This is a genomic window from Mesorhizobium sp. 43Arga (genome assembly GCF_053714255.1).
Window position 1 is genome coordinate 1,253,809 of sequence record NZ_JBSKBO010000001.1, and the last position, 21,721, is coordinate 1,275,529.

At 63.8% G+C, this 21,721-nt stretch carries 22 protein-coding genes; 10 read left to right on the forward strand and 12 right to left on the reverse strand.

Annotated features, from left to right (window positions below; translation table 11 throughout):
- Window position 1: 1 nt before the first annotated feature.
- Window positions 2-1,324 carry an HlyD family type I secretion periplasmic adaptor subunit gene (locus ACWGS8_RS06225; RefSeq protein WP_454580074.1) on the forward strand — a complete coding sequence of 441 codons (1,323 nt, stop codon included), beginning with the start codon at window positions 2-4 and terminating at the stop codon, window positions 1,322-1,324.
- Window positions 1,325-1,395: 71 nt separating this feature from the next.
- On the opposite strand, the gene ACWGS8_RS06230 is transcribed toward ACWGS8_RS06225, so the two are convergent.
- Complete coding sequence (locus tag ACWGS8_RS06230; RefSeq protein WP_454580075.1) at window positions 1,396-2,706, reverse strand: hemolysin family protein; 1,311 nt, start codon at window positions 2,704-2,706, stop codon at window positions 1,396-1,398.
- Window positions 2,707-2,880: 174 nt separating this feature from the next.
- Window positions 2,881-3,795, reverse strand: coding sequence for a LysR family transcriptional regulator (locus ACWGS8_RS06235; RefSeq protein ID WP_454580076.1), 915 nt, complete (start codon window positions 3,793-3,795; stop codon window positions 2,881-2,883).
- A gap of 124 nt (window positions 3,796-3,919) precedes the next feature.
- Between ACWGS8_RS06235 and ACWGS8_RS06240 the strand changes: the two genes are divergently transcribed.
- Window positions 3,920-4,942: a zinc-dependent alcohol dehydrogenase family protein gene (locus ACWGS8_RS06240; RefSeq protein ID WP_454580077.1), complete on the forward strand. Its 1,023-nt coding sequence runs from the start codon at window positions 3,920-3,922 to the stop codon at window positions 4,940-4,942.
- A gap of 13 nt (window positions 4,943-4,955) precedes the next feature.
- On the opposite strand, the gene ACWGS8_RS06245 is transcribed toward ACWGS8_RS06240, so the two are convergent.
- The 4 genes from ACWGS8_RS06245 to ACWGS8_RS06260 form a co-directional block, all read right to left on the reverse strand.
- The gene (locus ACWGS8_RS06245) at window positions 4,956-5,663 is read right to left on the reverse strand and encodes an LssY C-terminal domain-containing protein (protein WP_454580078.1); all 708 of its coding nucleotides are present in this window, start codon (window positions 5,661-5,663) and stop codon (window positions 4,956-4,958) included.
- Between the two features lie 76 nt (window positions 5,664-5,739).
- Window positions 5,740-6,546 carry an extensin-like domain-containing protein gene (locus ACWGS8_RS06250; protein WP_454580079.1) on the reverse strand — a complete coding sequence of 269 codons (807 nt, stop codon included), beginning with the start codon at window positions 6,544-6,546 and terminating at the stop codon, window positions 5,740-5,742.
- Window positions 6,547-6,743: 197 nt separating this feature from the next.
- The gene (locus tag ACWGS8_RS06255; RefSeq protein ID WP_454580127.1) at window positions 6,744-7,793 is read right to left on the reverse strand and encodes an extensin family protein; all 1,050 of its coding nucleotides are present in this window, start codon (window positions 7,791-7,793) and stop codon (window positions 6,744-6,746) included.
- Window positions 7,794-7,992: 199 nt separating this feature from the next.
- Complete coding sequence (locus ACWGS8_RS06260; protein ID WP_454580080.1) at window positions 7,993-8,418, reverse strand: DUF3775 domain-containing protein; 426 nt, start codon at window positions 8,416-8,418, stop codon at window positions 7,993-7,995.
- 142 nt (window positions 8,419-8,560) lie between these two features.
- On the opposite strand from ACWGS8_RS06260, the gene ACWGS8_RS06265 reads away from it, so the two are divergent.
- Together ACWGS8_RS06265 and greA are read left to right on the forward strand one after the other, a co-directional pair.
- Entirely contained in the window at window positions 8,561-9,100 is a 540-nt protein-coding gene (locus ACWGS8_RS06265; RefSeq protein WP_454580081.1) for a tetratricopeptide repeat protein, read from the forward strand.
- 274 nt (window positions 9,101-9,374) lie between these two features.
- The gene (gene greA, locus ACWGS8_RS06270; RefSeq protein WP_008877613.1) at window positions 9,375-9,848 is read left to right on the forward strand and encodes a transcription elongation factor GreA; all 474 of its coding nucleotides are present in this window, start codon (window positions 9,375-9,377) and stop codon (window positions 9,846-9,848) included.
- Window positions 9,849-9,987: 139 nt separating this feature from the next.
- On the opposite strand, the gene waaC is transcribed toward greA, so the two are convergent.
- From waaC to rfaD, 3 genes are read right to left on the reverse strand one after another with little or no spacing between them, the layout of a single operon-like run.
- Window positions 9,988-10,962, reverse strand: coding sequence for a lipopolysaccharide heptosyltransferase I (gene waaC, locus ACWGS8_RS06275; RefSeq protein ID WP_454580082.1), 975 nt, complete (start codon window positions 10,960-10,962; stop codon window positions 9,988-9,990).
- On the reverse strand, window positions 10,959-11,966 hold the full coding sequence (waaF, locus tag ACWGS8_RS06280; protein ID WP_454580083.1) for a lipopolysaccharide heptosyltransferase II: 1,008 nt from the start codon (window positions 11,964-11,966) through the stop codon (window positions 10,959-10,961). The genes waaC and waaF overlap by 4 nt, the downstream gene beginning before the upstream one ends.
- On the reverse strand, window positions 11,939-12,889 hold the full coding sequence (rfaD, locus tag ACWGS8_RS06285) for an ADP-glyceromanno-heptose 6-epimerase (RefSeq protein ID WP_454580084.1): 951 nt from the start codon (window positions 12,887-12,889) through the stop codon (window positions 11,939-11,941). The genes waaF and rfaD overlap by 28 nt, the downstream gene beginning before the upstream one ends.
- Before the next feature lie 132 nt (window positions 12,890-13,021).
- Here rfaD and ACWGS8_RS06290 point away from each other — a divergent pair, with 132 nt between their 5' ends.
- From ACWGS8_RS06290 to gmhB, 4 genes are all read left to right on the forward strand, one after another.
- Window positions 13,022-13,654: a LysE family translocator gene (locus ACWGS8_RS06290; protein ID WP_454580085.1), complete on the forward strand. Its 633-nt coding sequence runs from the start codon at window positions 13,022-13,024 to the stop codon at window positions 13,652-13,654.
- A 114-nt stretch (window positions 13,655-13,768) separates the two neighbouring features.
- A complete protein-coding gene (gene rfaE1 / locus ACWGS8_RS06295; protein ID WP_454580086.1) occupies window positions 13,769-15,259 on the forward strand; it encodes a D-glycero-beta-D-manno-heptose-7-phosphate kinase in 1,491 nt (496 codons plus the stop codon).
- Window positions 15,260-15,266: 7 nt separating this feature from the next.
- Window positions 15,267-15,839, forward strand: coding sequence for a D-sedoheptulose-7-phosphate isomerase (locus ACWGS8_RS06300; RefSeq protein ID WP_454580087.1), 573 nt, complete (start codon window positions 15,267-15,269; stop codon window positions 15,837-15,839).
- On the forward strand, window positions 15,832-16,485 hold the full coding sequence (gmhB, locus tag ACWGS8_RS06305) for a D-glycero-beta-D-manno-heptose 1,7-bisphosphate 7-phosphatase (protein ID WP_454580088.1): 654 nt from the start codon (window positions 15,832-15,834) through the stop codon (window positions 16,483-16,485). Before ACWGS8_RS06300 ends, gmhB begins: the two co-directional genes overlap by 8 nt.
- Window positions 16,486-16,501: 16 nt before the next feature.
- On the opposite strand, the gene ACWGS8_RS06310 is transcribed toward gmhB, so the two are convergent.
- On the reverse strand, window positions 16,502-17,296 hold the full coding sequence (locus ACWGS8_RS06310) for a glycosyltransferase family 2 protein (RefSeq protein WP_454580089.1): 795 nt from the start codon (window positions 17,294-17,296) through the stop codon (window positions 16,502-16,504).
- Between the two features lie 235 nt (window positions 17,297-17,531).
- Complete coding sequence (locus ACWGS8_RS06315; RefSeq protein ID WP_454580090.1) at window positions 17,532-18,011, reverse strand: Lrp/AsnC family transcriptional regulator; 480 nt, start codon at window positions 18,009-18,011, stop codon at window positions 17,532-17,534.
- A 246-nt stretch (window positions 18,012-18,257) separates the two neighbouring features.
- Between ACWGS8_RS06315 and trxB the strand changes: the two genes are divergently transcribed.
- Entirely contained in the window at window positions 18,258-19,232 is a 975-nt protein-coding gene (gene trxB, locus ACWGS8_RS06320) for a thioredoxin-disulfide reductase (protein ID WP_454580091.1), read from the forward strand.
- A gap of 89 nt (window positions 19,233-19,321) precedes the next feature.
- Window positions 19,322-20,218 carry a LysR family transcriptional regulator gene (locus ACWGS8_RS06325; RefSeq protein WP_454580092.1) on the forward strand — a complete coding sequence of 299 codons (897 nt, stop codon included), beginning with the start codon at window positions 19,322-19,324 and terminating at the stop codon, window positions 20,216-20,218.
- Window positions 20,219-20,269: 51 nt separating this feature from the next.
- On the opposite strand, the gene ACWGS8_RS06330 is transcribed toward ACWGS8_RS06325, so the two are convergent.
- Window positions 20,270-20,794, reverse strand: coding sequence for a methyltransferase family protein (locus ACWGS8_RS06330; protein ID WP_454580093.1), 525 nt, complete (start codon window positions 20,792-20,794; stop codon window positions 20,270-20,272).
- Window positions 20,795-21,721: the final 927 nt, after the last annotated feature.

Consider the following 21,721-nt stretch of genomic DNA (forward strand, 5'->3'; position numbering starts at 1 on the left):
GATGGCGGCGCACAGCCTCGCCTGGGAGGAGGGCAACCCGCGTACCAACATAAGGCGGGTGGCATTCGCCGGATACGCGGCAACGGCGCTGTTGGTGGGTTGCCTTGGCTATTGGGCCGTCAGCGCGCCCTTGTCTGGAGCGGTGATCACGCAAGGGACGATTTCGGCGACCGGCGGAAACATCCTGATCCAGCATCCCGACGGCGGCCTCATCGAGGCGTTGCTGGTCCATGACGGCGATCGCGTCCAACAGGCCCAGGATCTGATCGTGCTGGATCCGACAGCCGCGCAGGCCGAGCTCAACCGGCTGACGAGACAGTCGATCGCGCTCAGGGCGAGTGCGGCGCGGCTGGAGGCGGAACGCGACGGGTTGGACGGGCTCGCGCCAATCACCAAAGCGGCGCCAGCACCGCTCCAGGCCGACTTCGAAGCCCTGATCCGAGAACAGCAAAAGGAATTCGATGCCAGGCTCGCCCGGTTCCGATCGGAACAATCGATCCTCGCCCAGCGCGTGGCCATGCATCGGCAGTCGGTCGTGGGGTTGCAGTCCCAGAAAGAGGCCGTTCAGCAACAGGCCGAAATCGTGAAGAAGGAGCTCGGCATCAAGACCAGCCTGCTGGACAAAGGCCTCACCAATCGCACCGAATACTCGCAGCTTTTGCGCAGCGAGGCCGATCTCGTCGGGCAGGCCGGGGCGCTGGAAGCCAATCTGGCGGCGGCCAACACCCAGATCGTCGAAGCCCAGGAGCAGATCGAGCGGCTGACCACGCAACGCGTGGAAGAGGCGCTGACGAAGCTGGACGAGGTTCGGTCCAACCTGGCCGACATCGAGGAACAGATCAGGGCGGCCGAGGCGGTGCGGCGGCGCACGACGATCAAGGCACCGGCCGCGGGCATTGTGGTGTCTTCGACCTATAATGCCAAGGGCAGCGTGATTGCGCGCGGTGAGAAGATCATGGAGATCCTGCCCACGGCACCCGGTCTGATTGTCGATGCAAGGCTGCGGCCGAAGGACGTCGATCAGGTCCGTGTCGGCCAAGCGGCGAAACTGCGATTGTCCGCCTTGAACATGCGGCTCACCCCCGAGGTTTCAGCCACCGTGGCACAAATTTCCGCGGACAGGCTCATCGACGAGGCCACGCATGAGCCCTATTTCCGCGTCAAACTCAGGATTGCCGCCGACCTACCGCCTGGCGTGAAGCCCGAGCAGCTTTATCCCGGAACGCCGGTCGAGGCGTTCATCAACACTGGCGACCGGACTTTCTTCGAGTATCTGGTACGGCCGATGATCGATTCCTTCGCTCGCGCGTTCACCGAGCGGTAGCTGTCGCTGGCCGCGCAATCCACCGGCCTACCGTCAATGCCCGCCAGGGCGCAAAGCCGACATTCAAACAATCAGCGCACCGCCTCGCGGTGGGTTCCCGGCAGGCGGGTGGCGATCAGCTTGTCGATGCGGCGGCCGTCGAGGTCGACCACTTCGAAGCGCCAGCCTTGCGCGTCGACGCATTCGCCGGTCGCCGGGAGGTGATGCATGTGCGACAGCACGTAGCCGGCGACGGTCTCGTAGTCGCGGTTCTCGGGCAGGTCGAAGCCCAGAATCTCGGCCATCTCGTCGGCCTGCATATAGCCGGCGAGCAGCCACGAGCCGTCCTCGCGCTTGACGGCGTTTTCCTCGTCGCCGGCATCGAGGTCCGCGCGGAACACGCCGGTGATGGCTTCGAGAATATCGGCGGGCGTGACGATGCCTTCGAAATGGCCGTATTCGTCATGCACCAGCGCCATCGGCACGTCGGATTCCTTGAGTTTGTGCAGCACGTCGAGCGCGTCGGCCTGGTCGTAGACGATGGGGGCGGCGCGCACATGCTTGCGCGGGTCGAGCGTGCGGCCGGCAAGGATCGCGGCCAGCACGTCGCGTGTCTGGACGACGCCGACCATGACATCGACGCCGCCGTCGCCCGCCGGCAGGCGCGAATGCTGGGTTTCCATGAGCAGCTTGCGGATCGTCGTGTCGTCGGACTGCAGGTTGATCCAGTCGACCTCGGTGCGCGGCGTCATCACCGCGCGCACGGCGCGGTCGCCAAGCCGCATGACGCCAGCGATCATGCGCCGCTCGTCGGATTCGATGGTGCCGTGATGCTCGGCCTCGGCGACTAGCATCTTGATCTCCTCGTCGGTGACTTTCTCCTCGCTTTCGCCGCGCTGGCCAAGCAGCCACAATATGGCGCGGCCGGAAATGTCGAGCAGGAACACCAGGGGCGCCGAGACGGTGGCGAGGATGGTCATGGCCGGGGCAGCGCGTGCGGCGACGCGCTCGGGGTCGCGCAGCGCGATCTGCTTGGGCACCAGTTCGCCGACGATCAGCGAGAAATAGGTGATGATGGCGACGACAATGCCGACGCCGAGCGGATCGGCCACGCTTTCGCGCATGCCCGTCGAGGCCAGGAATACGGACAGCCGGTCGCCCAGCGTGGCGCCGGAGAAGGCGCCGGAAAGCACGCCGACCAGCGTGATGCCGATCTGCACCGAGGACAGGAACTTGCCGGGATTAGAGCCAAGATCCAGCGCCCGGCCGGCGCCGTTGACGCCACGGTCGATCATCGCCTTCAGCCGTGCCGGGCGTGATGAAACGATGGCGAGTTCGGACATTGCCAGAAGGCCGTTCACACAAATGAGGACGACCACGATAGCGATTTCGACGTATAGCATGAGGGCTCAATAGCATTGCGGCGGGGCGCTCGAAAATAGTGAAAGCGCGTCGAGTGCAAACGGATTACACGCGCCGCGCTTTCAGTCTTTGTGTCGATGCATGTGATTATCCCAAAACCGGGACCAGTTTTGGGTGACATGCACTGGCCATTTCTAGAAGATGGCGCCTGTCTTTCAGGCATTGTCCCAGGCCGGGGCCGAAAAATGTTCGACGAGCGCGTCGATGACAACACGCACTTTTGGCGTGAGCGCGCGCGCGACCGGCCAGACGGCGTGCACGACGATGTTTTCCACCACACAGTCCGACAGGACCATTTCGAGGTCGCCATGCCTGAGGCTGTCGGCTGCCAGCCAGGTCGGCAAGAAGGCAATGCCGCAGCCGGCAAGGGCGGCGTCGAGCATCGGTTCGCCATGGCCGAGGACAAGCCTCGCCTTGGGTGCGAAGGTCGTCTGACGGCCGTCGCTATGTCTGATCACCCGGGGGCGGACGACGCCCTCGCGGCCGTAGCCGATGACGCTGTGATGGGCGAGATCCTCGACCGATAGCGGCCTGCCGTGTTCCTCGAGATAGGCGGGAGCGGCGCAGATGGCCGAGCGCTGGGCATAGATGCGTCTGGCCGCGAGCGACAGGCTGTCGTCCAGTTCTCCCATGCGGATGGCGAGGTCGATGCCTTCCTCGATCAGGTCGACGCGGCGGTCGTTGAAGGAGATTTCGACCGTGAGTTCGGGGAATTTCCTGGAAATCTCGAACAGGACGGGTGCGACGCAGCGTCGGCCAAAGGCGAGCGGAACGTCGACACGCAGCCGGCCGGACGGGACCTGCCGGCGCGCGGCGAGCAGCGACTGCGCCGCCTCGATCTCGGCCAACGCCCTGACGCAGGCCTCATAGTAGCTTGCGCCTTCGCTGGTCGGCCTGAGGCTGCGGGTGGTGCGGTTGAGCAGGCGAACGCCGAGCCGCCGCTCCAACTGGGCGACCGACTTGCCGATCGCCGACTTCGTCACATGCAGCCGCTCGCCGGCGCCGGTGAAGCTGCCGGCCTCCACGGCCTGGACGAATGCGACGATGCCTTGCAGGTCGGACGGTTCCATGACGGTTCCAATTGGCGAATTTTTATCCTCAATCAGTCGTAAGATATGCCGCATGGGAGCTCTATTTTCCATAGTCGAAAAGCATAAATGTCTCGCGGACCACTAATTATGGAGCGCGAGCTAGATGAGCACCCAAATCAACCGATCCTGGCAGATGAGCGGTTTCGGCCTGTCCAGGCTGAGCCAGGTGACGGGCACGATGCCGCAACCCGGGCCGCACGAACTTCTGGTGCGCACGAAAGCCGTGTCGCTGAACTACAAGGACAGACTGATCGTCGAGGGCACGCTGATCCCTGATCTTGCCTTTCCCTTTGTGCCGACATCGGATGCCGTGGGCGAGATCGTGGCTGTCGGCGGCGCGGTCAGCCGCTTCCAGGTTGGGCAGCGTGTGCTCGGCCAGGTCATCGCCGACTGGCCGGATGGCGACGCGCCGCCCGTGCTGCACAAGCATACGCTGGGGTCCTCGCTGCCGGGCATGCTCTCCGATCATGTGGTCTTCGGCGAGGACGCCGCGGTGCTGGCGCCGCCATCGCTCAGCGATATCGAGGCAGCGACGCTGCCGATCGCGGCCTTAACCGCCTGGTTTGCGATGGCCGAGGCGACAAGGCCGGTGGCGGGCCAGACCATCCTCATCCAGGGCACTGGCGGCGTGTCGCTGTTTGCGCTGCAGTTCGCGAGGACGTTCGGCCTGCGCGCCATCGTCACCTCGAGCAGCGACGAGAAACTTGAGCGGGCAAAAAAGCTCGGCGCCTGGCAGATGATCAACTATCGCACCCGGCCCGCATGGGACGAAGCCGCGCGTGAACTGACCGACGGGCTGGGCGTGAACCATATTCTGGAAATGGTCGGCGGCGACAATGCGCGGCGATCGCTGAACGCTCTGGCCGCGGGCGGCCGGCTGTCGGTCATCGGCCTCTTGGGCGCGATGGAGCTCAATTTCCCGATCGTGCCATTCATGCGCAACCGCATTGTCGTGCAGGGCCTGTCAATTGGCCATCGCCGGTCCTTCGAGCGGATGAACCAGGCGATCGAGGCGCTCGGCATCAAGCCGGTCATCGACAAGGTCTTTGGCTTTGACGAGGTGCCGCAGGCCCTTGAGCATCTCGAGAAGGGGCCGTTCGGCAAGATCGTGATCAGCACGACGTGACCTCGCCGTCCGGTCACTGCGGCTGCTTCAGCACGCCGATGATTGCCTTGCCGTCGGTGAAATAGGGATCGCCGCCGCCATTGCGGCCGGTCATGGTGGCGCCGATGCCCGCCATTTCGCTGGTCGATGCCAGCAGACCGGCCGCGTTGAGGTCGCCGATCAGGAAGTCGCGTTCGGCGTCGATGTCGGGACCGATGTGATGGGTGATGGCGCCGGTGTCGTGGCTGAGGCCGACGCCGCGATCAAAGCTTGCGGCCCCCAGCCAGAGCGGGCGGCCGTCGTCGCCGACCGTGTCGGTCCGCCAGAAACGGACGTGATGGCGCCGGTCGGCGCTGTCGCCGACAGGCTTTTCGAAAGCGAGATCCTGGGCGCGGCCCTCGAACAGCAGGCGGCTCATCGGCGCATCGGGATAGGGGCGGGAAAACAACACACTTTCGCCGATGTCGATGGCGGTTCTCAAGGTGACGGCGTCGGCGGTGTCCCAGCCGGCGACGGCGAAGGCATGGACCACCTCTTTCTCTGTGCCGACAAGACCGACATTGATCGGGTCACCCGGAATGCCTTGCGGCGTGTGCGTCACCATTTCGAAGCGCTGGTCGCGAAAGCCGCGCTCGCGGAACGTCCAGAATTCCGGCGCGGCGAGATAGGCAAGCGCCAGCCAGGCGCCCAGCAGGGCCAATACCCAGGTCGCAATGCGTCGCCGAATACTTCGCTGGCTCATATGCCGTCGCCCGCCCGTTCCGGCGTCACTTTATGCGCAGTCGCGTGCCGCTGGCAGAGGGGCCGGTGCGCCGATGCTAGCGACAGGCGCGGTAACCGTTCCTGCGATTCTTGATGTCGAAATGGAAATGGTTGCGGTGGTCGTAATTGTAGCCGGGGCCGAGCACGGTGGTGAAATACTGGCAGCCATCGGCGCGCACATTGTTGAGGAAGCCGCGCGTGCGGAAGGCGAAGAGGCCGGGCTTGCGCACGTCGATGTCGTCGCCATTGTTGAGTTCGATGCTCATGACGTCGAGCGCATTGCCCTTGCCGTGCTCGGACAAAACACCTTCGCCGGCGATGTTGCGGCAGGAATAGCTCGAGCCCTGGTGGATGGTCCTGACACCGGAGAAGTAGCGCCAGCGGGCGGAGGGAACGAGTTCGTTCTTCGTCCAGGCGGCGAAGGTGGCGGCCATGTCGCAGGTCAGCGTCGCGGCAGGTTTCATCTCGACACTGCCGATGGCCGTGACCTTGACGGGATAGTCGATGCCGCACTGGCCTTCATGGATCGGCGCCAGGTCGGTATAGGCGACATCGAGGCGCTTCAGCTGCTGGCGGCAATCGATTTCGCTGGCCGGTATCTGCTCGACCGGCGACATCGGCTCATCCATGCGCGGATAGGCGGCCTGCGTCATGTAGGGATTGGACGGGACAAGCCGCTGCATGCCCGTATATTGCGGCACGGCCGAGGTTTGCGCGCCGACATCGACCGCCGGCTGCAACGACAGCACGCTGCCGGTGTTGCAGGCCGAAACCGCCGCAAGGGTGAGGCCGGCGGCCAGCATCATCACGGGTTTCGATCGGCGCGCGGTGGCGGAAAACACGGCGCGAAATTTGCCGGCCATTGGCGGAATCCTGTCCCCGAACCTGATCCCGATCAGGTTCTACCTTTTGCCTGGCCATGATCTTTTCCGAAAACCGGGTTCCAATTTTCGGGATCATGGCCGGATATCCGGCATTTTAACGATCAAGGGTAAAGGAAAACTCAGCGCCCGCATTCACGCCTGCGGCGGAAATGCGGCGATCCTCGAGGGGATAATAGCTACTGGCAGAACGTGCCGCCGTGCCGGCGTGGCTCGAGATCGAGGTGGAAGTGCAAGGCGTGGTCGGCGTCGGCGCCCGGCCCGAGCACGGTCTTGAACGGTCCGCAGGCGGCCTTGCGCACCGCGTTGAGGAATTTGGCGTCCTGCTCCGGTGGCGTCGGACCGACCTCGATCGTCCTGCCGTCGGACAAGGTGAAGCTGGCGATGTCGAGCGCGTTGCCGAAGGCGTGCTCCGAGAGTTTCCTGGTGCCGTGGCGCGGGCGGCAGACGAAGGCCGATGCCTGGCCGATCGATTTGAGGTCGGCGCCGAATTCGGCCTTCGCCGCCGGTTGGATGACATCGGCGGCAAACCGCGCCGCCGCTTCGGCCATCGGGCAGTTGAGCTCGGTGTCGGGGGCGATGGCGATCGACTTGCCAAGGCTCTTCAGCACCAGGGGGTAGGGGATGGAGCAGCCGATTTCGGGATTGCTTTCCGCACTGTGCTCCTCGAATTCGACGCCGAGCGCCTTCAGCCGGTCGCGGCAGGCGACTTCCCCGGCGGGCATTTTTTCGCCTGGCCGGTCGGCCGAGCGCGGATCGGGAAGCATTTTCTCATTGCCGGCATCCGCCGGTTTTTCAGGAGGCTGTGGCGCAACAGTCGGTGGCTGAGCCTCTGGTTCCGCGGTGTCGGGTCTTTGTGTCGGGATCGGCACCTCGGCTGGCGGCTCCGGCTCGCTTTCGGTCTCGGTTGACGACTCACGGGCTGAAGGTTCGCGGGCCGATGGCCCGGGATGGGCCTGCTTTGCCTGACGGGACTTTTCCTCATTGAGCTGGTTGGAGGCGTCCGGCGCCTTTGTTTCGACGCTCTTTTGCTCCTCCGCCGGTGCGGCGTCGGCCTTTGGCGCGTCCGTGGGACGAGGCTCAGGCAAGGGAATATCGGCTGGTGAAGTCTGCTGCGCCGGCGTTTCCTGTGGCGTCTGCTTTGGCGGCTGCTTGCCCCGCGCTCTCACGCGCTGTTTGACCCTCGGCCTCGGCGGCTGGTCCAGACGCTGCGTCAACGGCTGATCCATCCGAGGGGACAGCGGCTGGTGATGCCTGTGACGATGTCTGGCGTCGGCCGGCGCTGCCAGCAGGACCGCGGCCGCCAGAGGCAGCGCCAAGGTGCAAAGTCGGGAAAAGCTCAGCGTTGCCATCGCTCCGAAACGGCGCCGGCATGCCGAAGTTGCCTGGACGGACGCTTTCCCCCGATCACAATCGGTTACCGCGGCGTTACGCGCCGATGGCTTCGAGGCCTTCCTCCAGCCAGTCGGCGAGCAGCGGCATGCCAAGCAGGTACTTGGCCGTGCGCTTGTTGGCGCGTTCGCGCGCCGCCGTCACCGCATCCACCCATTCCGCGGCGTCGTAGTCGCCGCGGCCCACCCAGGCGAGCGCGACCAGTTCGGCGGCTTCATCGACATTGAGGTCGTTGATCAGCTCGCGCAGTTCCTCTTCGGTCAGGTTTTCCGAACTCTCCTCGGCAAGGCCGTCATGATGGTGATTGTCGTGCGTGTCGCCGTCGAATTCGATCTCGTGCTCGGCGCCGTCGGCATAGTCCTCGTTGACGGCCGCACTCAGCGCCTTGGCTTTAAGGATGAACAGGCGCACGGTGTCGGGGCCGATCGAGAGGTCCCAGTCCTTTTCAAGCCGCCGCTGCACGGGCCGTCTCCGTCAGTCGTTTGCCGGATGATAGCGGATTTCGGGCATCCGTCACCTGATGTTCTTCCAGACTACTTTTTTCGGGATGAAACAGTCGGCAGGCGGCGTTAGTGTTGCATTCTCAACCCTCCAGGAGGCTTCAATGCATAAAAGAGTGCTGATCCAGGCGGCGAGCGCGCTTCTCGCTCTGCAGTTCATGGCTGTTCCGGTATTCGCCGCCGGCAGTAGCAGTGGTGGCAGCGACCAGACTGTCACCCAGTGCAAGAAGGGAGAGGTCTGGGACAAGAAGAAGAAAAAGTGCGTCGCACCCCAGGAAGGCATGCTGGACGACGACAGCATCTATGATGCCGGCCATGCGCTGGCGATGGCAGGGCGCTATGACGAGGCGATCTCGGTGCTCACCCTTGCCGCCAACAAGCAGGATCCGCGCATTCTCAACTATCTCGGCTACTCGCACCGCCATTCCGGACGTGTCACCGTCGGCCTCGGCTATTACGAGGAAGCGTTGCGCATCGACCCGAATTACACGCTGGTGCGCGAATATCTCGGCGAGGCGCATCTGCAGATCGGCGACCTGGCCGGCGCCCAGCAGCAGCTGATGGAAATCGAGAAGCGCACGGGCAAGGGCTCGCGCGAATACGGCATGCTGTCCGAGCAGATCGACCATTTCATGCGGAGCTGATCAGGCTCCCAGGGCTTAGCGAAGCGGCCGCGAGCGATCGCGGCCGCTTTTTGTTGCCTCCCGCCTCATTAGCCGCCTCCTCATCTGGTGAAAGCGGGGATGATTTTTGCAAAACCGATTTTTGGGCGTGAAAAACCCGCGAAGATTGCTATATTGAGCCAAATTGCGGTGAAACGGTTCCGTTAGCCCGAGGCTGCCGGACCGTTTTCTTTTTGTACCCAACGACAAGGCTTTCCCCGAAACGCGGGGGTGGCGGCAGGAAAGGTCAGGCATCATGAACAAGGTCCCGATGACAGGCGAGGGGTTCGCGTCATTGAAGGAAGAACTGCGTTGGCGCCAGCAGGAAGAGCGGCCGCGCATCATCGAAGCGATCTCCGAGGCGCGCTCGCATGGCGACCTGTCCGAAAATGCCGAATACCACGCTGCCAAGGAGGCGCAGAGCCTCAATGAGGGCCGTGTCAACGAGCTCGAGGACCTGATCGCGCGCGCCGAGGTGATCGACGTCACCAAGCTCAGCGGCGACAAGGTCAAGTTCGGCGCCACCGTCGTGCTGGTCGACGAGGATACCGAGGAAAAGAAGACCTACCAGATCGTCGGCGACCAGGAAGCCGACGTGAAATCCGGCCGCATCTCGATCTCCTCGCCGATCGCGCGCGCGCTGATCGGCAAGGAAGTCGGCGACGCCATCGAGGTCAATGCGCCCGGCGGAGCCAGGGGTTACGAGATCGTCCAGGTGCAGTTCATCTAGGACCTTTCGATAATTCTACTCTGGCGGCCGACTAGCGCGGTTTTCTGCGCTTCCTTTGCTCATGTACTTTAAAGTACGCTCCGCTCCGGTTCTCGAAAACCACGCTATTCGACTCGCCAGAACGAATTCTGAAAAGGTCCTAAGCCGGCCCTTGTAATTTAAGATTAAGCAACCTCTCCACTTCCGCCACCACCTCAGCCGGCGTCACACGCCCACCGGGCGCGGCCAGCAGTGTCGATGCAAATTGCCCGCGCGGGCCTGTCAAACCCGGCTCCGTCGCCAAAAATACCGCAACCGTGGGCAGGCCGAAGGCGCTGGCGAGGTGGGTCAGGCCGGTGTCGGCGCCGATGACCAGCGTCGAGCGGCCGAGGATGGCGGCGATGTCGGCCAGCGGCGATTTTGGCACCACGACCGTGGACGGCACGGCCCTGGCGATGGCTTCGGCAACGGACTTCTCACGTTCGTTCGACCAGGTGGTGACCGGAATCATGCCGCGCTCGACCAGCAGACAGGCGGTTCCGATCCAGTCCTCAACAGGCCATTTCTTGTCCTCGCGGCTGGTGCCGTGCAACAGGAAGGCGGTTTTTCCGGTGATGCCGGCGAGAGCACCGGGTGGTGGCACGATGCCTGATGCGAGCGTCGAGAGATCGGGCTGGTAGCCAAGCGCCAGCCCGAACAGCCGCCGCGTCCGCTCGATGGCGTGCAGGCCGCGCGGCACGCCGTAGGTGACGTCATAGAACAGGGTTGCCGAAGGTTCGCGTGCGCTCGACCGGTCGAAGCCGGCGATCGGCGCGCGCGCCTGCCGCGCCACCAAGGCTGATTTCAGCAGACCCTGTGCGTCGATGACAAGGTCGTAGCGGCATTCGCGCAAGGTACGGCGCAGCACGGCAGCCTCGCGCAAGGTGCTGTCCTTGAACAGAGCCTTGCGCCAGCGCCGGATCGCCACCGTATGGATCCTGCCGATAGCCGGGTGCAAGGCGACAATGCCGGCAAACGCCTCCTCGACGCACCAGTCGAAGGAAACGTCCGGCCGGTGCAGGCTGGCATCCTCGACGGCCGGAAAGGTGTGGATGACGTCGCCCATGGACGATGTCTTGACGATCAGGACCTTCATGCCGCGGCTGGGATTTTCAGCAGCCGTTCCGCCGCTGCCACGACTTGGCCGACTTCCAGCGTCTTCAGGCAGTTGAGATGGCCGAGCGGGCAGACCTTCTGATGGCAGGGCGAGCAGGAGAGGTGCAGCCAGACCAATTCACGCCGCTCCGCCAGCGGCGGCGTGTTTTCGGGCGAGGTCGAGCCGTAGACGGCAACGATCGGCGTCCCGACGCCTGCCGCGACATGCATCAGCCCGCTGTCGTTGGAGACCGCCAGCCTTGCCGCGGCGATCAGGTCGATGGCGTCCTCCAGCCGCGTCTGGCCGGCGAGGTCGACGACGCCGGGGGCAAGGGCGGCGATCTCAGCGGTGACGTCGCGGTCGTTCTTCGAACCGAACAGGGCGACCTTCAATCCCTTGTCCATGAACTCGCGGGCAAGGCCGGCATAGCTTTCGCTCGGCCAGCGCTTGGCCGGGCCGAATTCGGCGCCAGGCATAAGGGCCACGAATTTTCGCGGCGCCAGCCCGAAACGGTCGAGCAGGGCGGCCTGATTGCCGGCATCCACGGTCAGATGGGGCGCGCGAAAACTGCCGCCCCTGGCGAGACTGAAATAGGCCTGCGCTGTGCGCCGTTTCACGGCGTCCGGCAGCGGCACGATGTCGGTCAAAAGGCCATAGCGCATCTCGCGCAGATGTCCGACACGGCGCGGAATGCGGGCAAAGAAAGGGATCAGCGCCGATTTCCAGCTGCCCGGCAGGACATAGGCCATGTCGTAGCGGCCGCGCAGCAGGCGGCCGAAGCGGCGGCGAATGGTGAATTCGAGCGCGCCGGGCTTCAGTGGCAAGTCAATCTGCTGGCGGATTTCGGGCATGCGCTTGACCAGCGGCGCGGCCCAGGCCGGCGCCAGCACGTCGATTGCGGCGTTGGGATGGAGTTCCTTCAGCGCCGAAAACAGGCACTGCGCCATCACCATGTCGCCCACCCAGCGTGGGCCGATCACGAGGATCGTTGGGCTTTCAGCCATTCGACATAGTCTCTGACACCGGTTTCCACTGTCCGGAACTGGCCATTATATCCGGCCGCGCGCAAACGGGACATATCAGCTTGCGTGAAGCTCTGGTAGCTGCCCTTGAGGTGGTCGGGGAAGGGGATGAATTCGATCTCGCCCTTGCCCAGCGTGTCGATGACGGTTTCGGCAATGGCACGGAAGGGCTGGGCCCGTCCGGTGCCGCAGTTGAAGATGCCGCTCGAGCCTCGCTTCCACAGCCACAGATTGACGTCGGCGACGTCGCCGACATGGATGAAGTCGCGGCTCTGTTCGCCGGGGCCGAAGCCGTCATAGGCGCCGAAGAGCTTCGGATCCTCGCCGCGCTCCACCTGGTTGAACAGATGGAAGGCGACCGAGGCCATGGCGCCCTTGTGCGCCTCGCGCGGGCCATAGACGTTGAAGTAGCGCAGGCCCGCGACTTGCGAGTGATCGGTGTCGAAGACGGTGCGCCTGACATAGTCGTCGAACAGTTTCTTCGAATAGGCATAGACATTGAGCGGCCGCTCCAGCGCCGGCTCCTCGCGAAACTCCGAACCGCCGCCATAGACGGAAGCCGAGGAGGCGTAGAGGAAAGGCACGCGCAGCGCCTGGCAGGCATGCAGCAGCCGCTTCGAATAGGCAAAATTCACCTCCATCATGAACTTGCCGTTCCACTCGGTGGTGGTCGAGCAGGCCCCCTGGTGGAAGACGGACTCGATGCGGCCGAGCGCCCCGGCCTCGATGCGGGTTAAAAAATCATCCTTGTCGAAATAGTCGGCAATGCTGAGATCGGCGAGATTGGCGATCTTGTGGCCATCGGTGAGATCATCGACGACGAGGATGTCGTCATGGCCCTCGGCATTGAGCGCGGCGACGATGTTTGAGCCGATCATGCCGGCGCCGCCCGTGACGATGATCATGAAGGCCTCTGGTTGCTTGCGATTCCGGTCCTTATAAGGGAGGCTAGCCGGACTGTCGACAAAGCAGGTGCGGACGTCACAGTGGCGCCGCAAAGCTTCCCCTCAGTCAGCACCGATCATAAGGGACAGAAAATGCCGTCGACCGAACTGCTCATTGCGTTTTTCGCCACCACGGCGATCTTCGCCTATATCCCCGGTCCGGCCATGCTCTATGCCGCGGCCCAGACGATGGCGCGTGGGCGGTGGTCGGGACTGACCGCCGCACTTGGCATCCATCTCGGCGGTTATGTGCATGTCTTCGCCGCCGCCGCCGGCCTGTCGGTGCTGTTCCATGCCGTGCCGCCGCTCTACATGGCGGTCAAGCTGGTCGGTGCGCTCTACCTGATCTGGCTCGGCGTCTCGCTGTTTCGCAAGCGTGTGGAAGGCGACGTGGCGCTGCCCGCCATCGAGCGGAAATCCGCCCGCCGTGCCTTTTTCGAGAGCATCACCGTCGAGGTGCTCAATCCCAAGACCGCGATCTTCTTCATGGCGTTCCTGCCGCAGTTCATCGATGCCTCGGCGGCCCTCCCGGTGTGGCTGCAATTCGTGGTGCTGGGCACCATCGTCAATCTGATGTTCTCCTCGGCCGACATTGTCTGCGTGTTCCTGGCCGGCCTTGTGATCGGCCGGCTGCGGCGTTCGAGCCGGGCGCAGCGGCTGGTGCAGCGAGCCGGCGGGGCCGTGCTGGTCGGGCTCGGCGTCCACGTTGCCCTGCAGAAGAGCTGACGCGCCGCCGCCGTTGCGCCGGCTCGAATTGCGGTATATCGGCAGGCATGAACGACCGCCAGCCGACACCCTATATGTTTCAGCGACTGTTTTTCCCCGCGCATTGCCAGTGATATGATCAAGCACAATCCGCCTTCTCCCGAACCCCTGCACCGCGCCATTGCTCGCTTTGGCGGCGTCACCGTGCTGGTGGTCGGCGACCTTATCCTCGACCGCTTCGTCAACGGCGTCATCGAGCGGATTTCGCCGGAGGCGCCGATCCCTGTCCTGCATGGGCGCGGCGAAACCTCAGCCATGGGCGGCGCCGGCAATGTCGTGGCCAACATCGTCTCGCTTGGCGCGCGGGCCATTCCGGTTTCGGTGATCGGCACGGACACTGCCGGCGACAGCCTGGTGCGCATGCTCGGCGAGCTTGGCGCCGAGACAGCGGGGCTTTCGCAGCAGCGTGGCCGCATGACCTCGTCGAAGAGCCGCTTCAGTGCGCTCAACCAGCAGGTGCTGCGCTTCGACGAGGAAGAGATCAAACCGCTGGACAAGACGGAGCGGGCAGGGCTGATCCGGCATTTCCGCACGGCACTGGCGGCGGCCGACATCGTCATCCTGTCCGATTACGGCAAGGGCATCCTGCTGGACGGCGTTGCCGCCGAACTCATCGCCATCTGCCGCGAGACCGGCAAGCCGGTGCTGGTCGATCCCAAGGGCCGCGACTATGCGCGCTATGCCGGCGCGACCGCCATCACCCCCAACCGCAAGGAGCTCGGCGAGGCCGTCGGCCATGCTGTGTTCGCCGATGACGAGATCGTGGCTGCCGCGCGGGAGCTGATATTCGACCATGGTTTCGACTTCGTCGTCGCCACGCGCAGTGAAAAGGGCATGAGCGTCGTCGGCCCGCACGAGGCGCGCCATATCGCCACCCAGGCGCGCGAAGTGTTCGACGTTTCGGGCGCCGGCGACACGGTGATCGCGACGTTCGCGCTGGCGCTCGCATCGGGTGCCGATCCCGTCGCGGCGGCCTCGATCGCCAATGCAGCCGGCGGCGTCGTGGTGGGAAAACGCGGCACCGCGCGACTGACGGTCGAGGAGCTTACCGGCGCGCTGTTTCGCTCGCACGGACCGACCGCCCACAAGGACGCCATCCTCGATGCCGCGTCGGCCGCGCGCATGGTGGCGGCCTGGAAGGAAGAGGGCCTCAGCGTCGGCTTCACCAATGGCTGCTTCGATATCCTGCATGCCGGCCATGTCAGCCTGTTGCATGCGGCGCGCAGCCAGTGCGACCGGCTGGTGCTTGGCCTCAACAGCGATGCCTCGGTGCGGCGGCTGAAAGGGCCGGGCCGTCCGGTCAACGACCAGCATGACCGCGCCTGCGTGCTTGCCGCGCTTGCCTCGGTCGATGCGGTCGTTGTCTTCGAGGAGGATACGCCGCTGGCGCTGATCGAGGCGCTGCTGCCCGATATCCTCGTCAAGGGCGCGGACTATACGATCGACAGCGTGGTCGGCGCCGATGTGGTGCAGAAGGCCGGCGGGCGGGTCGTGCTGGTCGATCTCGTCGCCGGCAAGAGCACCACCGGCACCATCGGCAAATTGCGCGCCGGCTCTACAAGCTGAGGTTTTGATGTCTGAACTGAACAAATATCTGGTCCGGTCGGCGGCCGCGATCACGGCGATGGTCGAGCGTGACCTGACAAGCGAGATGGAGCGCGCGGCGAGCGCCGTGGTGACGGCGCTCTCCTCGGGCAAGGCCTTGCTGATCGCCGGCAATGGCGGTTCGGCGAGCGACGCCATCCACATAGCCGGCGAACTGGTCGGCCGGTTTTTGAAGGAGCGCAAGGCCTACAATGTCATCGCGCTGCCGGCCAATGCAGCGGTGCTGACGGCCTGGGGTAATGATTACGGCTTCGACACGGTGTTCTCGCGCCAGGTCGAGGCGCATGGGTCGGCGGGCAGCGTGCTTCTGGCGATCTCGACCAGCGGCAATTCGCCGAGCATCCTGGCCGCCGCCGAACAGGCGCGGATGATGGACATGACGGTGATCGGCCTGACCGGCGACACCGGCGGCAAACTCAAGCCGCTGTGCGACATTCTGCTCAACGTGCCATCGACCTCGACGCCGATCATCCAGCAGGGGCATCTGTGCCTCTACCATCATCTCTGCGAAGTGGTCGAAGCGCGTCTCAGCAATGGCTGACAAGACAGGGACGCCACACCCGCTGACCGAGCCGGGCGTGTGGATCGAGCGGATCGGAAACCGGCCTTTGCCGCAGCACCTGCCGGCGCTGTTCCTCGACCGCGACGGCACCATCAACGTCGATACCGACTATCCAAGCGATCCGGCCGAGATCAAGCTCTGGCCGCAGATACTGCCGGCGATCGCGGCGGCCAACCGGGCGGGAATCCCGGTTGTCGTGGTCACCAACCAGTCCGGCATTGCACGCGGCTATTTCGACTGGAGCGCCTTTGCCGCGGTGAATGCTCGCGTGCTCGACCTGTTGGGTGCTGAGGGCGTGTTCGTCGACATGGTGCTTGCCTGCGCCTATCACGAGGCCGGTGTCGGGCCCCTCGCCATCCCGGATCATCCGATGCGCAAGCCCAATCCGGGCATGCTGGTCGAGGCGGGCAAACGCCTGGTGCTCGATCTCCAGCGCTCGCTGATCGTCGGCGACAAGCTGGCCGACATGCAGGCGGGAGAGCGCGCCGGTCTGGCACAGGGCTGGCTGGTCGACGGCGAGGCGGCGGTTCAGCCTGGCTTCGCCATCAGGCCCCTACGGAACAGCAGCGACCTCGGTGACCTGCTCGCAGCCATTGAAACGCTCGGCCAGGACAACAGGTCCTGATCCAGGCCCGACCTGCTCACACGGGATCGTTGCGTTCCGAGGCTTCGTAAAGCTTGGCCTCGGTGGCAAAGGAATAGATCATCACCGACATCGAGTATACGAAGCCGTGCCGGCCGCACAGGAAATAGCGCTTGGCCAGGTAGAATTTCAGGAAGTTGCCGAGCGGCGACAGCACCAGCCGCACCAGGCCGGGCTTCTTGCCCTTCTCGACCAGCGTGACGGCTTTGAGGCTGGAATAGGCGTTGGCCCGGGCAAGATCCTCCTCGACCGATATTTCACGGCGATGCAGCAGGACACCCTCTTCGATCGTGCCGGTCTCGCCAGGCACCTGGAAGGCTTCGTGCACCCGCGCGGTGAGATCTATGGTGGCGCCTTCCCGGCGGAAAAGCCGCATCAGCCTGTTGTGCAGCACCCAGCGGTGCGCATAGCCGTAGCCCTTCAGCCAATCGCGGCGGCGGATGTACCAGCCGCCGATCTTGTCGTCGGTCGACTGCGTGATGGCCACGATCGACTGCCCCAACTGGTCGTCGACGCGCTCGTCAGGGTCGATCGAGAGGCACCAGGGCTGGGTCGCGTGGTCGAGCGAGAATTGCCGCTGACGGGGAAAACCAGGCCAGTCATTGTGCAGGAGTGTTATCGGATAGCCCTTGGCGATATAGCTTTTCACGCATTCGATCGTGCCGTCCGTCGAACCGGAATCGACGATGATGATCTCGGCGCAGAAGTCGATGCTTTCCAGGCACGGGCCGATCATGTCGGCCTCGTTCACGCAGATGATAAGCGCCGAGACCGGGCTTGCAAATCGAGTCATGGTCCCCTTCCCATGGCGGGCCGCCCCCAGAGCAACGCTGCTTTCGCCATCTGTACCCAAGCAAATCCGCGCGGAAAACCGTTACACACTTTTCCTGGAATCGCTTGAGAAACCAATCAAGCGACGAAGTCCGGGAGAGCCGTCCAGCCTTGTACATCAGCGTCTGTCGAATACCAACGCGGCGCCGGTGTGGCGAAGGCCAGGAATTCGCCTGCGTACAGGCGCTCGCGCGACCTCAGGGGCGCTCGAAGGAAACCAGGCCTTCATCCTTGACCCTGCGGATTGTGAGCGCGGTGCGCACCGTGTCGACATTCGGCGTCGAGGTCAGTTCCTCGATGACGAAGGTCTGGAAGGCGCCGAGGTCGCTTGCCACGCAGTGCAGCAGGAAATCGGATTCGCCTGAGACCATCCAGGCATCGCGCACGATCGGCCAGCCGCGCGTGCGCTCGGCGAAGGTGCGCAGTTCGGCATCGGCCTGATGATGCAGGCCGATCAGGCAGAAGGCGACGACATCGAGGCCGAGCGCCGGGGCATTGAGCAGCGCGCGGTAGCCGCGGATGATGCCGGCCTCCTCCAGCCGCTTGACCCGGCGCAGGCAGGGCGGGGCCGAAATGCCGACGCGGTTCGACAGCTCGACATTGGTCATGCGCCCATCCGCCTGCAGCTCGCGCAGGATCTTCCAGTCGATGGCGTCGAGGTCGGCTTTCAGCGGCATGGCGGTCTCAGCTCGGCGCAAGAATCTTTCGCGATTTTGTAATTAAACGACTTTTGTGTTGGCGCCAGCCCTCATCAACGCGATTTTTGAATGGTAATGAAAGCGGCGATGACGCGAATAACCGCTTGGGCCGAAGCTTTCCGGGGACGACGGCCCGTTCGTCTTGCTGGCGTGGTTGGCAACCCTTACATTAAGCGCGAATTCCACGTCTTTCCCAAGGCACTGTCTGCCCCGCAGAGGTTTTAGATGACCACCAAGCACGCGCCCGTTCTCATCATCGGTTCCGGTCCGGCCGGCTATACGGCGGCGGTCTATGCCGCGCGCGCCATGCTGAAGCCGATGCTGGTTGCCGGCCTGCAGCAGGGCGGCCAGCTGATGATCACCACCGATGTCGAAAACTATCCCGGCTTCGCCGATCCCATCCAGGGGCCGTGGCTGATGGAACAGATGCTGAAGCAGGCCGAGCATGTCGGCACCGACATCATCAACGACATCATCACCGAGGTAGACCTCAACGTGCGGCCATTCCGCGCCAAGGGCGATTCCGGCACCACCTACACCGCCGACGCGCTGATCATCGCCACCGGCGCTCAGGCCAAGTGGCTGGGCATTCCGACCGAGCAGGATTTCATGGGCTTCGGTGTCTCGGCCTGCGCCACCTGTGACGGCTTCTTCTATCGCGGCAAGGATGTCGCGGTGGTCGGCGGCGGCAATTCGGCGGTGGAGGAGGCGCTCTATCTGTCGAACCTCGCCAAGAGCGTCACGGTCATCCATCGGCGCAGCGACTTCCGCGCCGAGCGCATTCTGCGCGAGCGGCTGCTGCAGAAGGACAATGTCCGCGTCATCTGGGACACTGTGGTCGACGAGATCACCGGCCGCCCCGGCAAGGCGCCGCTGCCGCCGTCGGTCGAAGGGCTGAAGCTCAGGCATGCGGTGACCGGTGCCGAAAGCCACCTCAAGGTCGACGGCGTGTTCGTGGCGATCGGCCATGCGCCGGCGGTCGAGCTGTTCGTCGGCAAGCTGAAGCAGAAGCCGAACGGTTACTTGTGGACGGCGCCGAATTCGACCCGTACCGACGTGCCTGGCGTGTTCGCGGCCGGCGATGTGACCGACGATGTCTACCGCCAGGCGGTGACGGCGGCGGGGCTCGGCTGCATGGCGGCACTCGAAGCGGAAAAGTATCTGGCCGGCATCGAGGTGCATCGCGAAGCAGCCGAATAGCGGCCGCTTCAAACTGTTAAAAAACGGCTTAGAAACGCCGTGTAAAAGCCTGATTTTTCATTCAGACGCCAAACAGAACGAGGGGAATCATGGCGTTGGACTGGGACAAGCTACGCGTGTTTCACGCTGCGGCGGAAGCGGGATCGTTTACGCACGCGGCCGAGACATTGCACCTGTCGCAATCGGCGATCTCGCGGCAGGTCAGTGCGCTCGAGCACGATGTCGGCGTGCCGCTGTTCAACCGCCATGCGCGCGGCCTGGTGCTGACCGAACAGGGCGAGATGCTGTTCCGCACGGCGCATGACGTGCTGATGAAGCTCGAGACCATCAAGTCGCGCCTGACCGAGACCAAGGACCGGCCCTCCGGCGTGCTTCGCGTGACGACGACCGTCGGCCTCGGCGCCGGCTGGCTGACCGAACGGGTGCAGGAGTTCATCGAGCTCTATCCCGAGATCAGCCTGCAGCTGATCCTCGCCAATGAGGAACTCGACCTCACCATGCGCCAGGCCGATTGCGCCATCCGGCTGCGCCAGCCGCAGCAGCCGGACCTGATCCAGCGCCGCCTGTTCACCGTGCATTTCCACCTCTATGCGGCACCCTCCTATGTCGCCAAGCGCGGCAAGCCGGCCTCGGTCTCGGAGCTCAGAAACCATCGCATCGTCACCTTCGGCCTGCCGGTACCGTCGCATCTGTCGGAGTTGAACTGGCTGGAGACGGTCGGCGATTTCGAGGGCGGCCAGCGTGTGCCGTCGCTGCAGATCAACGACATCCTGTCGATCAAGCGTGCCGTGCAGGGCGGCGCAGGCATCGCCATGCTGCCCGACTATGTGATCAACAAGGACTCCGGACTGGTGCAGCTTTTGCCGGAAACCGAGGTGCCGTCCTTCGACACCTATTTCGCCTATCCCGACGCGATGAAGAACCAGGCCAAGCTGCACGTGTTCCGCGACTTCATTATCGCAAAGGCCAGAAGCTGGTCCTTTTAGGATATGCCGATATTCAGTTGAGGCCGGCCTGACCTGAATCTCGACATATCCTCACACCGCGCCGCTTCCGCGATCCGGTTCACCCCGCCACGGCGTCAGGCGCGGCAGCCAGCCTGGGACGTTGCTGCGGTAGGTTTCATAGTCGGCGCCGTAGCGGCGGGCGAGCGTCGGCTCCTCGTAGAACCTGACGAACGAGCCCATGACAACAGCGCCGACGACGGCATAAGCGACAAGCGTCCAGCTCGAGAACAGCAGCGCCTGGCCGAGGATGATCGATAGCACCGCGACATACATGGGGTTGCGGACATGGCGGTAGATGCCGCCGATCACGAGCCTCTCTGTCGGCGCGACCGGGGCCGGCGTGCCCAGTCCCTCGAGCGCGAAGCGGGCGAAGGCATGCAGCAGAACAGCGGCCGCGGCGACGATGAGGACGCCGCCGACAAGGACAAAGCCCGGCACGGTGGACCATGGCAGGCGATAATGATCGCTGAGCAGCCAGGGAACCAGCCCGGCGACCACGCCGGGTGCCGCGATGAAGAAGGCCGTGCTGCCGGCGATCGCCGAAAACGTCCGCATTGGCTGCTCTCTCTCCGATTGCCTCAGAAATGAACGTCTGCTGCCTGCTTCGACATCATTGCGTAATTTTGTTCGTTTGGGGCGAAAACCGGTGGCGATTCACGCTTTTGTAGTGACGAATGCGCGGTTGAGGGCCCCATTTTTGACAATTCTGCTGGTCCTATTGGCTCCTGGAATGGGTTGGACCACAGCCTATGTCTTTTTGCATGCGTGTGTTGCAAAATAGATGCTTGTTTCTTGGGCATGTTGAGCACATATATAAATCATCTCCTGGGCGCGTTCTCCTCCCATTAGCGCCCTCGAGTGTTCCCCTCTGGAGGTTAGCCTTAACAGGCACTTCCAATCAAACTCAGCCGGATCTTCACTGATCCGGCTTTTTTGTTGCCCGGACCCTGCCGGGCTGGCTGAGACTTTCACGAAAATTGCCACGTAACAGTGTCATGTAACCTCTGGTAACATGACAACGATGCCTTCCGCTGCTATGAAGAGGATAGGACGCGGTGTGGTTCGGACGGGAGATGGGGGCATCACCCGTACGGCCCGGGCTCAGGCGGCTACCGCGTCCGAACCCTTTTCCGCCGAAAGCGGCGACTGTACATGCGGCGGACCTGCCGTTTCCCCTCCCAAGAAAACGGTCCGCAAACAAAACGACGTCCGGCTTCCCGGGCGTCGTTTTTTGGTTTTCTGCACGTTGCTGTCTCAAGTCGCGGCTCACTTTTGGCCGACATGCATTGGTGCTGCCGCATCACGGACTTTGACAATCCGCAAAGTCGGCGCTGCCCCTCACTGTCCTGCCGGACATCTCTCCCCGTAAACGGCAGGGGAATCGCATATGACGATTTTGCGCTTGAAGTTGATTTGAGAAGGGATTCTTTGGGAAGGCAGTCCACTGAGGAGTGACTGCCATTTCCAGCCTTGAGAGCTATT

Coding starts and splice junctions, on each gene's coding strand:
- ACWGS8_RS06225 (WP_454580074.1), top strand. CDS start 2: ATGGCGGCGCACAGCCTCGCCTGGGAGGAGGGCAACCCGCGTACCAAC.
- ACWGS8_RS06230 (WP_454580075.1), bottom strand. CDS start 2,706: ATGCTATACGTCGAAATCGCTATCGTGGTCGTCCTCATTTGTGTGAAC.
- ACWGS8_RS06235 (WP_454580076.1), bottom strand. CDS start 3,795: ATGGAACCGTCCGACCTGCAAGGCATCGTCGCATTCGTCCAGGCCGTG.
- ACWGS8_RS06240 (WP_454580077.1), top strand. CDS start 3,920: ATGAGCACCCAAATCAACCGATCCTGGCAGATGAGCGGTTTCGGCCTG.
- ACWGS8_RS06245 (WP_454580078.1), bottom strand. CDS start 5,663: ATGAGCCAGCGAAGTATTCGGCGACGCATTGCGACCTGGGTATTGGCC.
- ACWGS8_RS06250 (WP_454580079.1), bottom strand. CDS start 6,546: ATGGCCGGCAAATTTCGCGCCGTGTTTTCCGCCACCGCGCGCCGATCG.
- ACWGS8_RS06255 (WP_454580127.1), bottom strand. CDS start 7,793: ATGGATCAGCCGTTGACGCAGCGTCTGGACCAGCCGCCGAGGCCGAGG.
- ACWGS8_RS06265 (WP_454580081.1), top strand. CDS start 8,561: ATGCATAAAAGAGTGCTGATCCAGGCGGCGAGCGCGCTTCTCGCTCTG.
- greA (WP_008877613.1), top strand. CDS start 9,375: ATGAACAAGGTCCCGATGACAGGCGAGGGGTTCGCGTCATTGAAGGAA.
- waaC (WP_454580082.1), bottom strand. CDS start 10,962: ATGAAGGTCCTGATCGTCAAGACATCGTCCATGGGCGACGTCATCCAC.
- waaF (WP_454580083.1), bottom strand. CDS start 11,966: ATGGCTGAAAGCCCAACGATCCTCGTGATCGGCCCACGCTGGGTGGGC.
- rfaD (WP_454580084.1), bottom strand. CDS start 12,889: ATGATCATCGTCACGGGCGGCGCCGGCATGATCGGCTCAAACATCGTC.
- ACWGS8_RS06290 (WP_454580085.1), top strand. CDS start 13,022: ATGCCGTCGACCGAACTGCTCATTGCGTTTTTCGCCACCACGGCGATC.
- rfaE1 (WP_454580086.1), top strand. CDS start 13,769: ATGATCAAGCACAATCCGCCTTCTCCCGAACCCCTGCACCGCGCCATT.
- ACWGS8_RS06300 (WP_454580087.1), top strand. CDS start 15,267: ATGTCTGAACTGAACAAATATCTGGTCCGGTCGGCGGCCGCGATCACG.
- gmhB (WP_454580088.1), top strand. CDS start 15,832: ATGGCTGACAAGACAGGGACGCCACACCCGCTGACCGAGCCGGGCGTG.
- ACWGS8_RS06310 (WP_454580089.1), bottom strand. CDS start 17,296: ATGACTCGATTTGCAAGCCCGGTCTCGGCGCTTATCATCTGCGTGAAC.
- ACWGS8_RS06315 (WP_454580090.1), bottom strand. CDS start 18,011: ATGCCGCTGAAAGCCGACCTCGACGCCATCGACTGGAAGATCCTGCGC.
- trxB (WP_454580091.1), top strand. CDS start 18,258: ATGACCACCAAGCACGCGCCCGTTCTCATCATCGGTTCCGGTCCGGCC.
- ACWGS8_RS06325 (WP_454580092.1), top strand. CDS start 19,322: ATGGCGTTGGACTGGGACAAGCTACGCGTGTTTCACGCTGCGGCGGAA.
- ACWGS8_RS06330 (WP_454580093.1), bottom strand. CDS start 20,794: ATGCGGACGTTTTCGGCGATCGCCGGCAGCACGGCCTTCTTCATCGCG.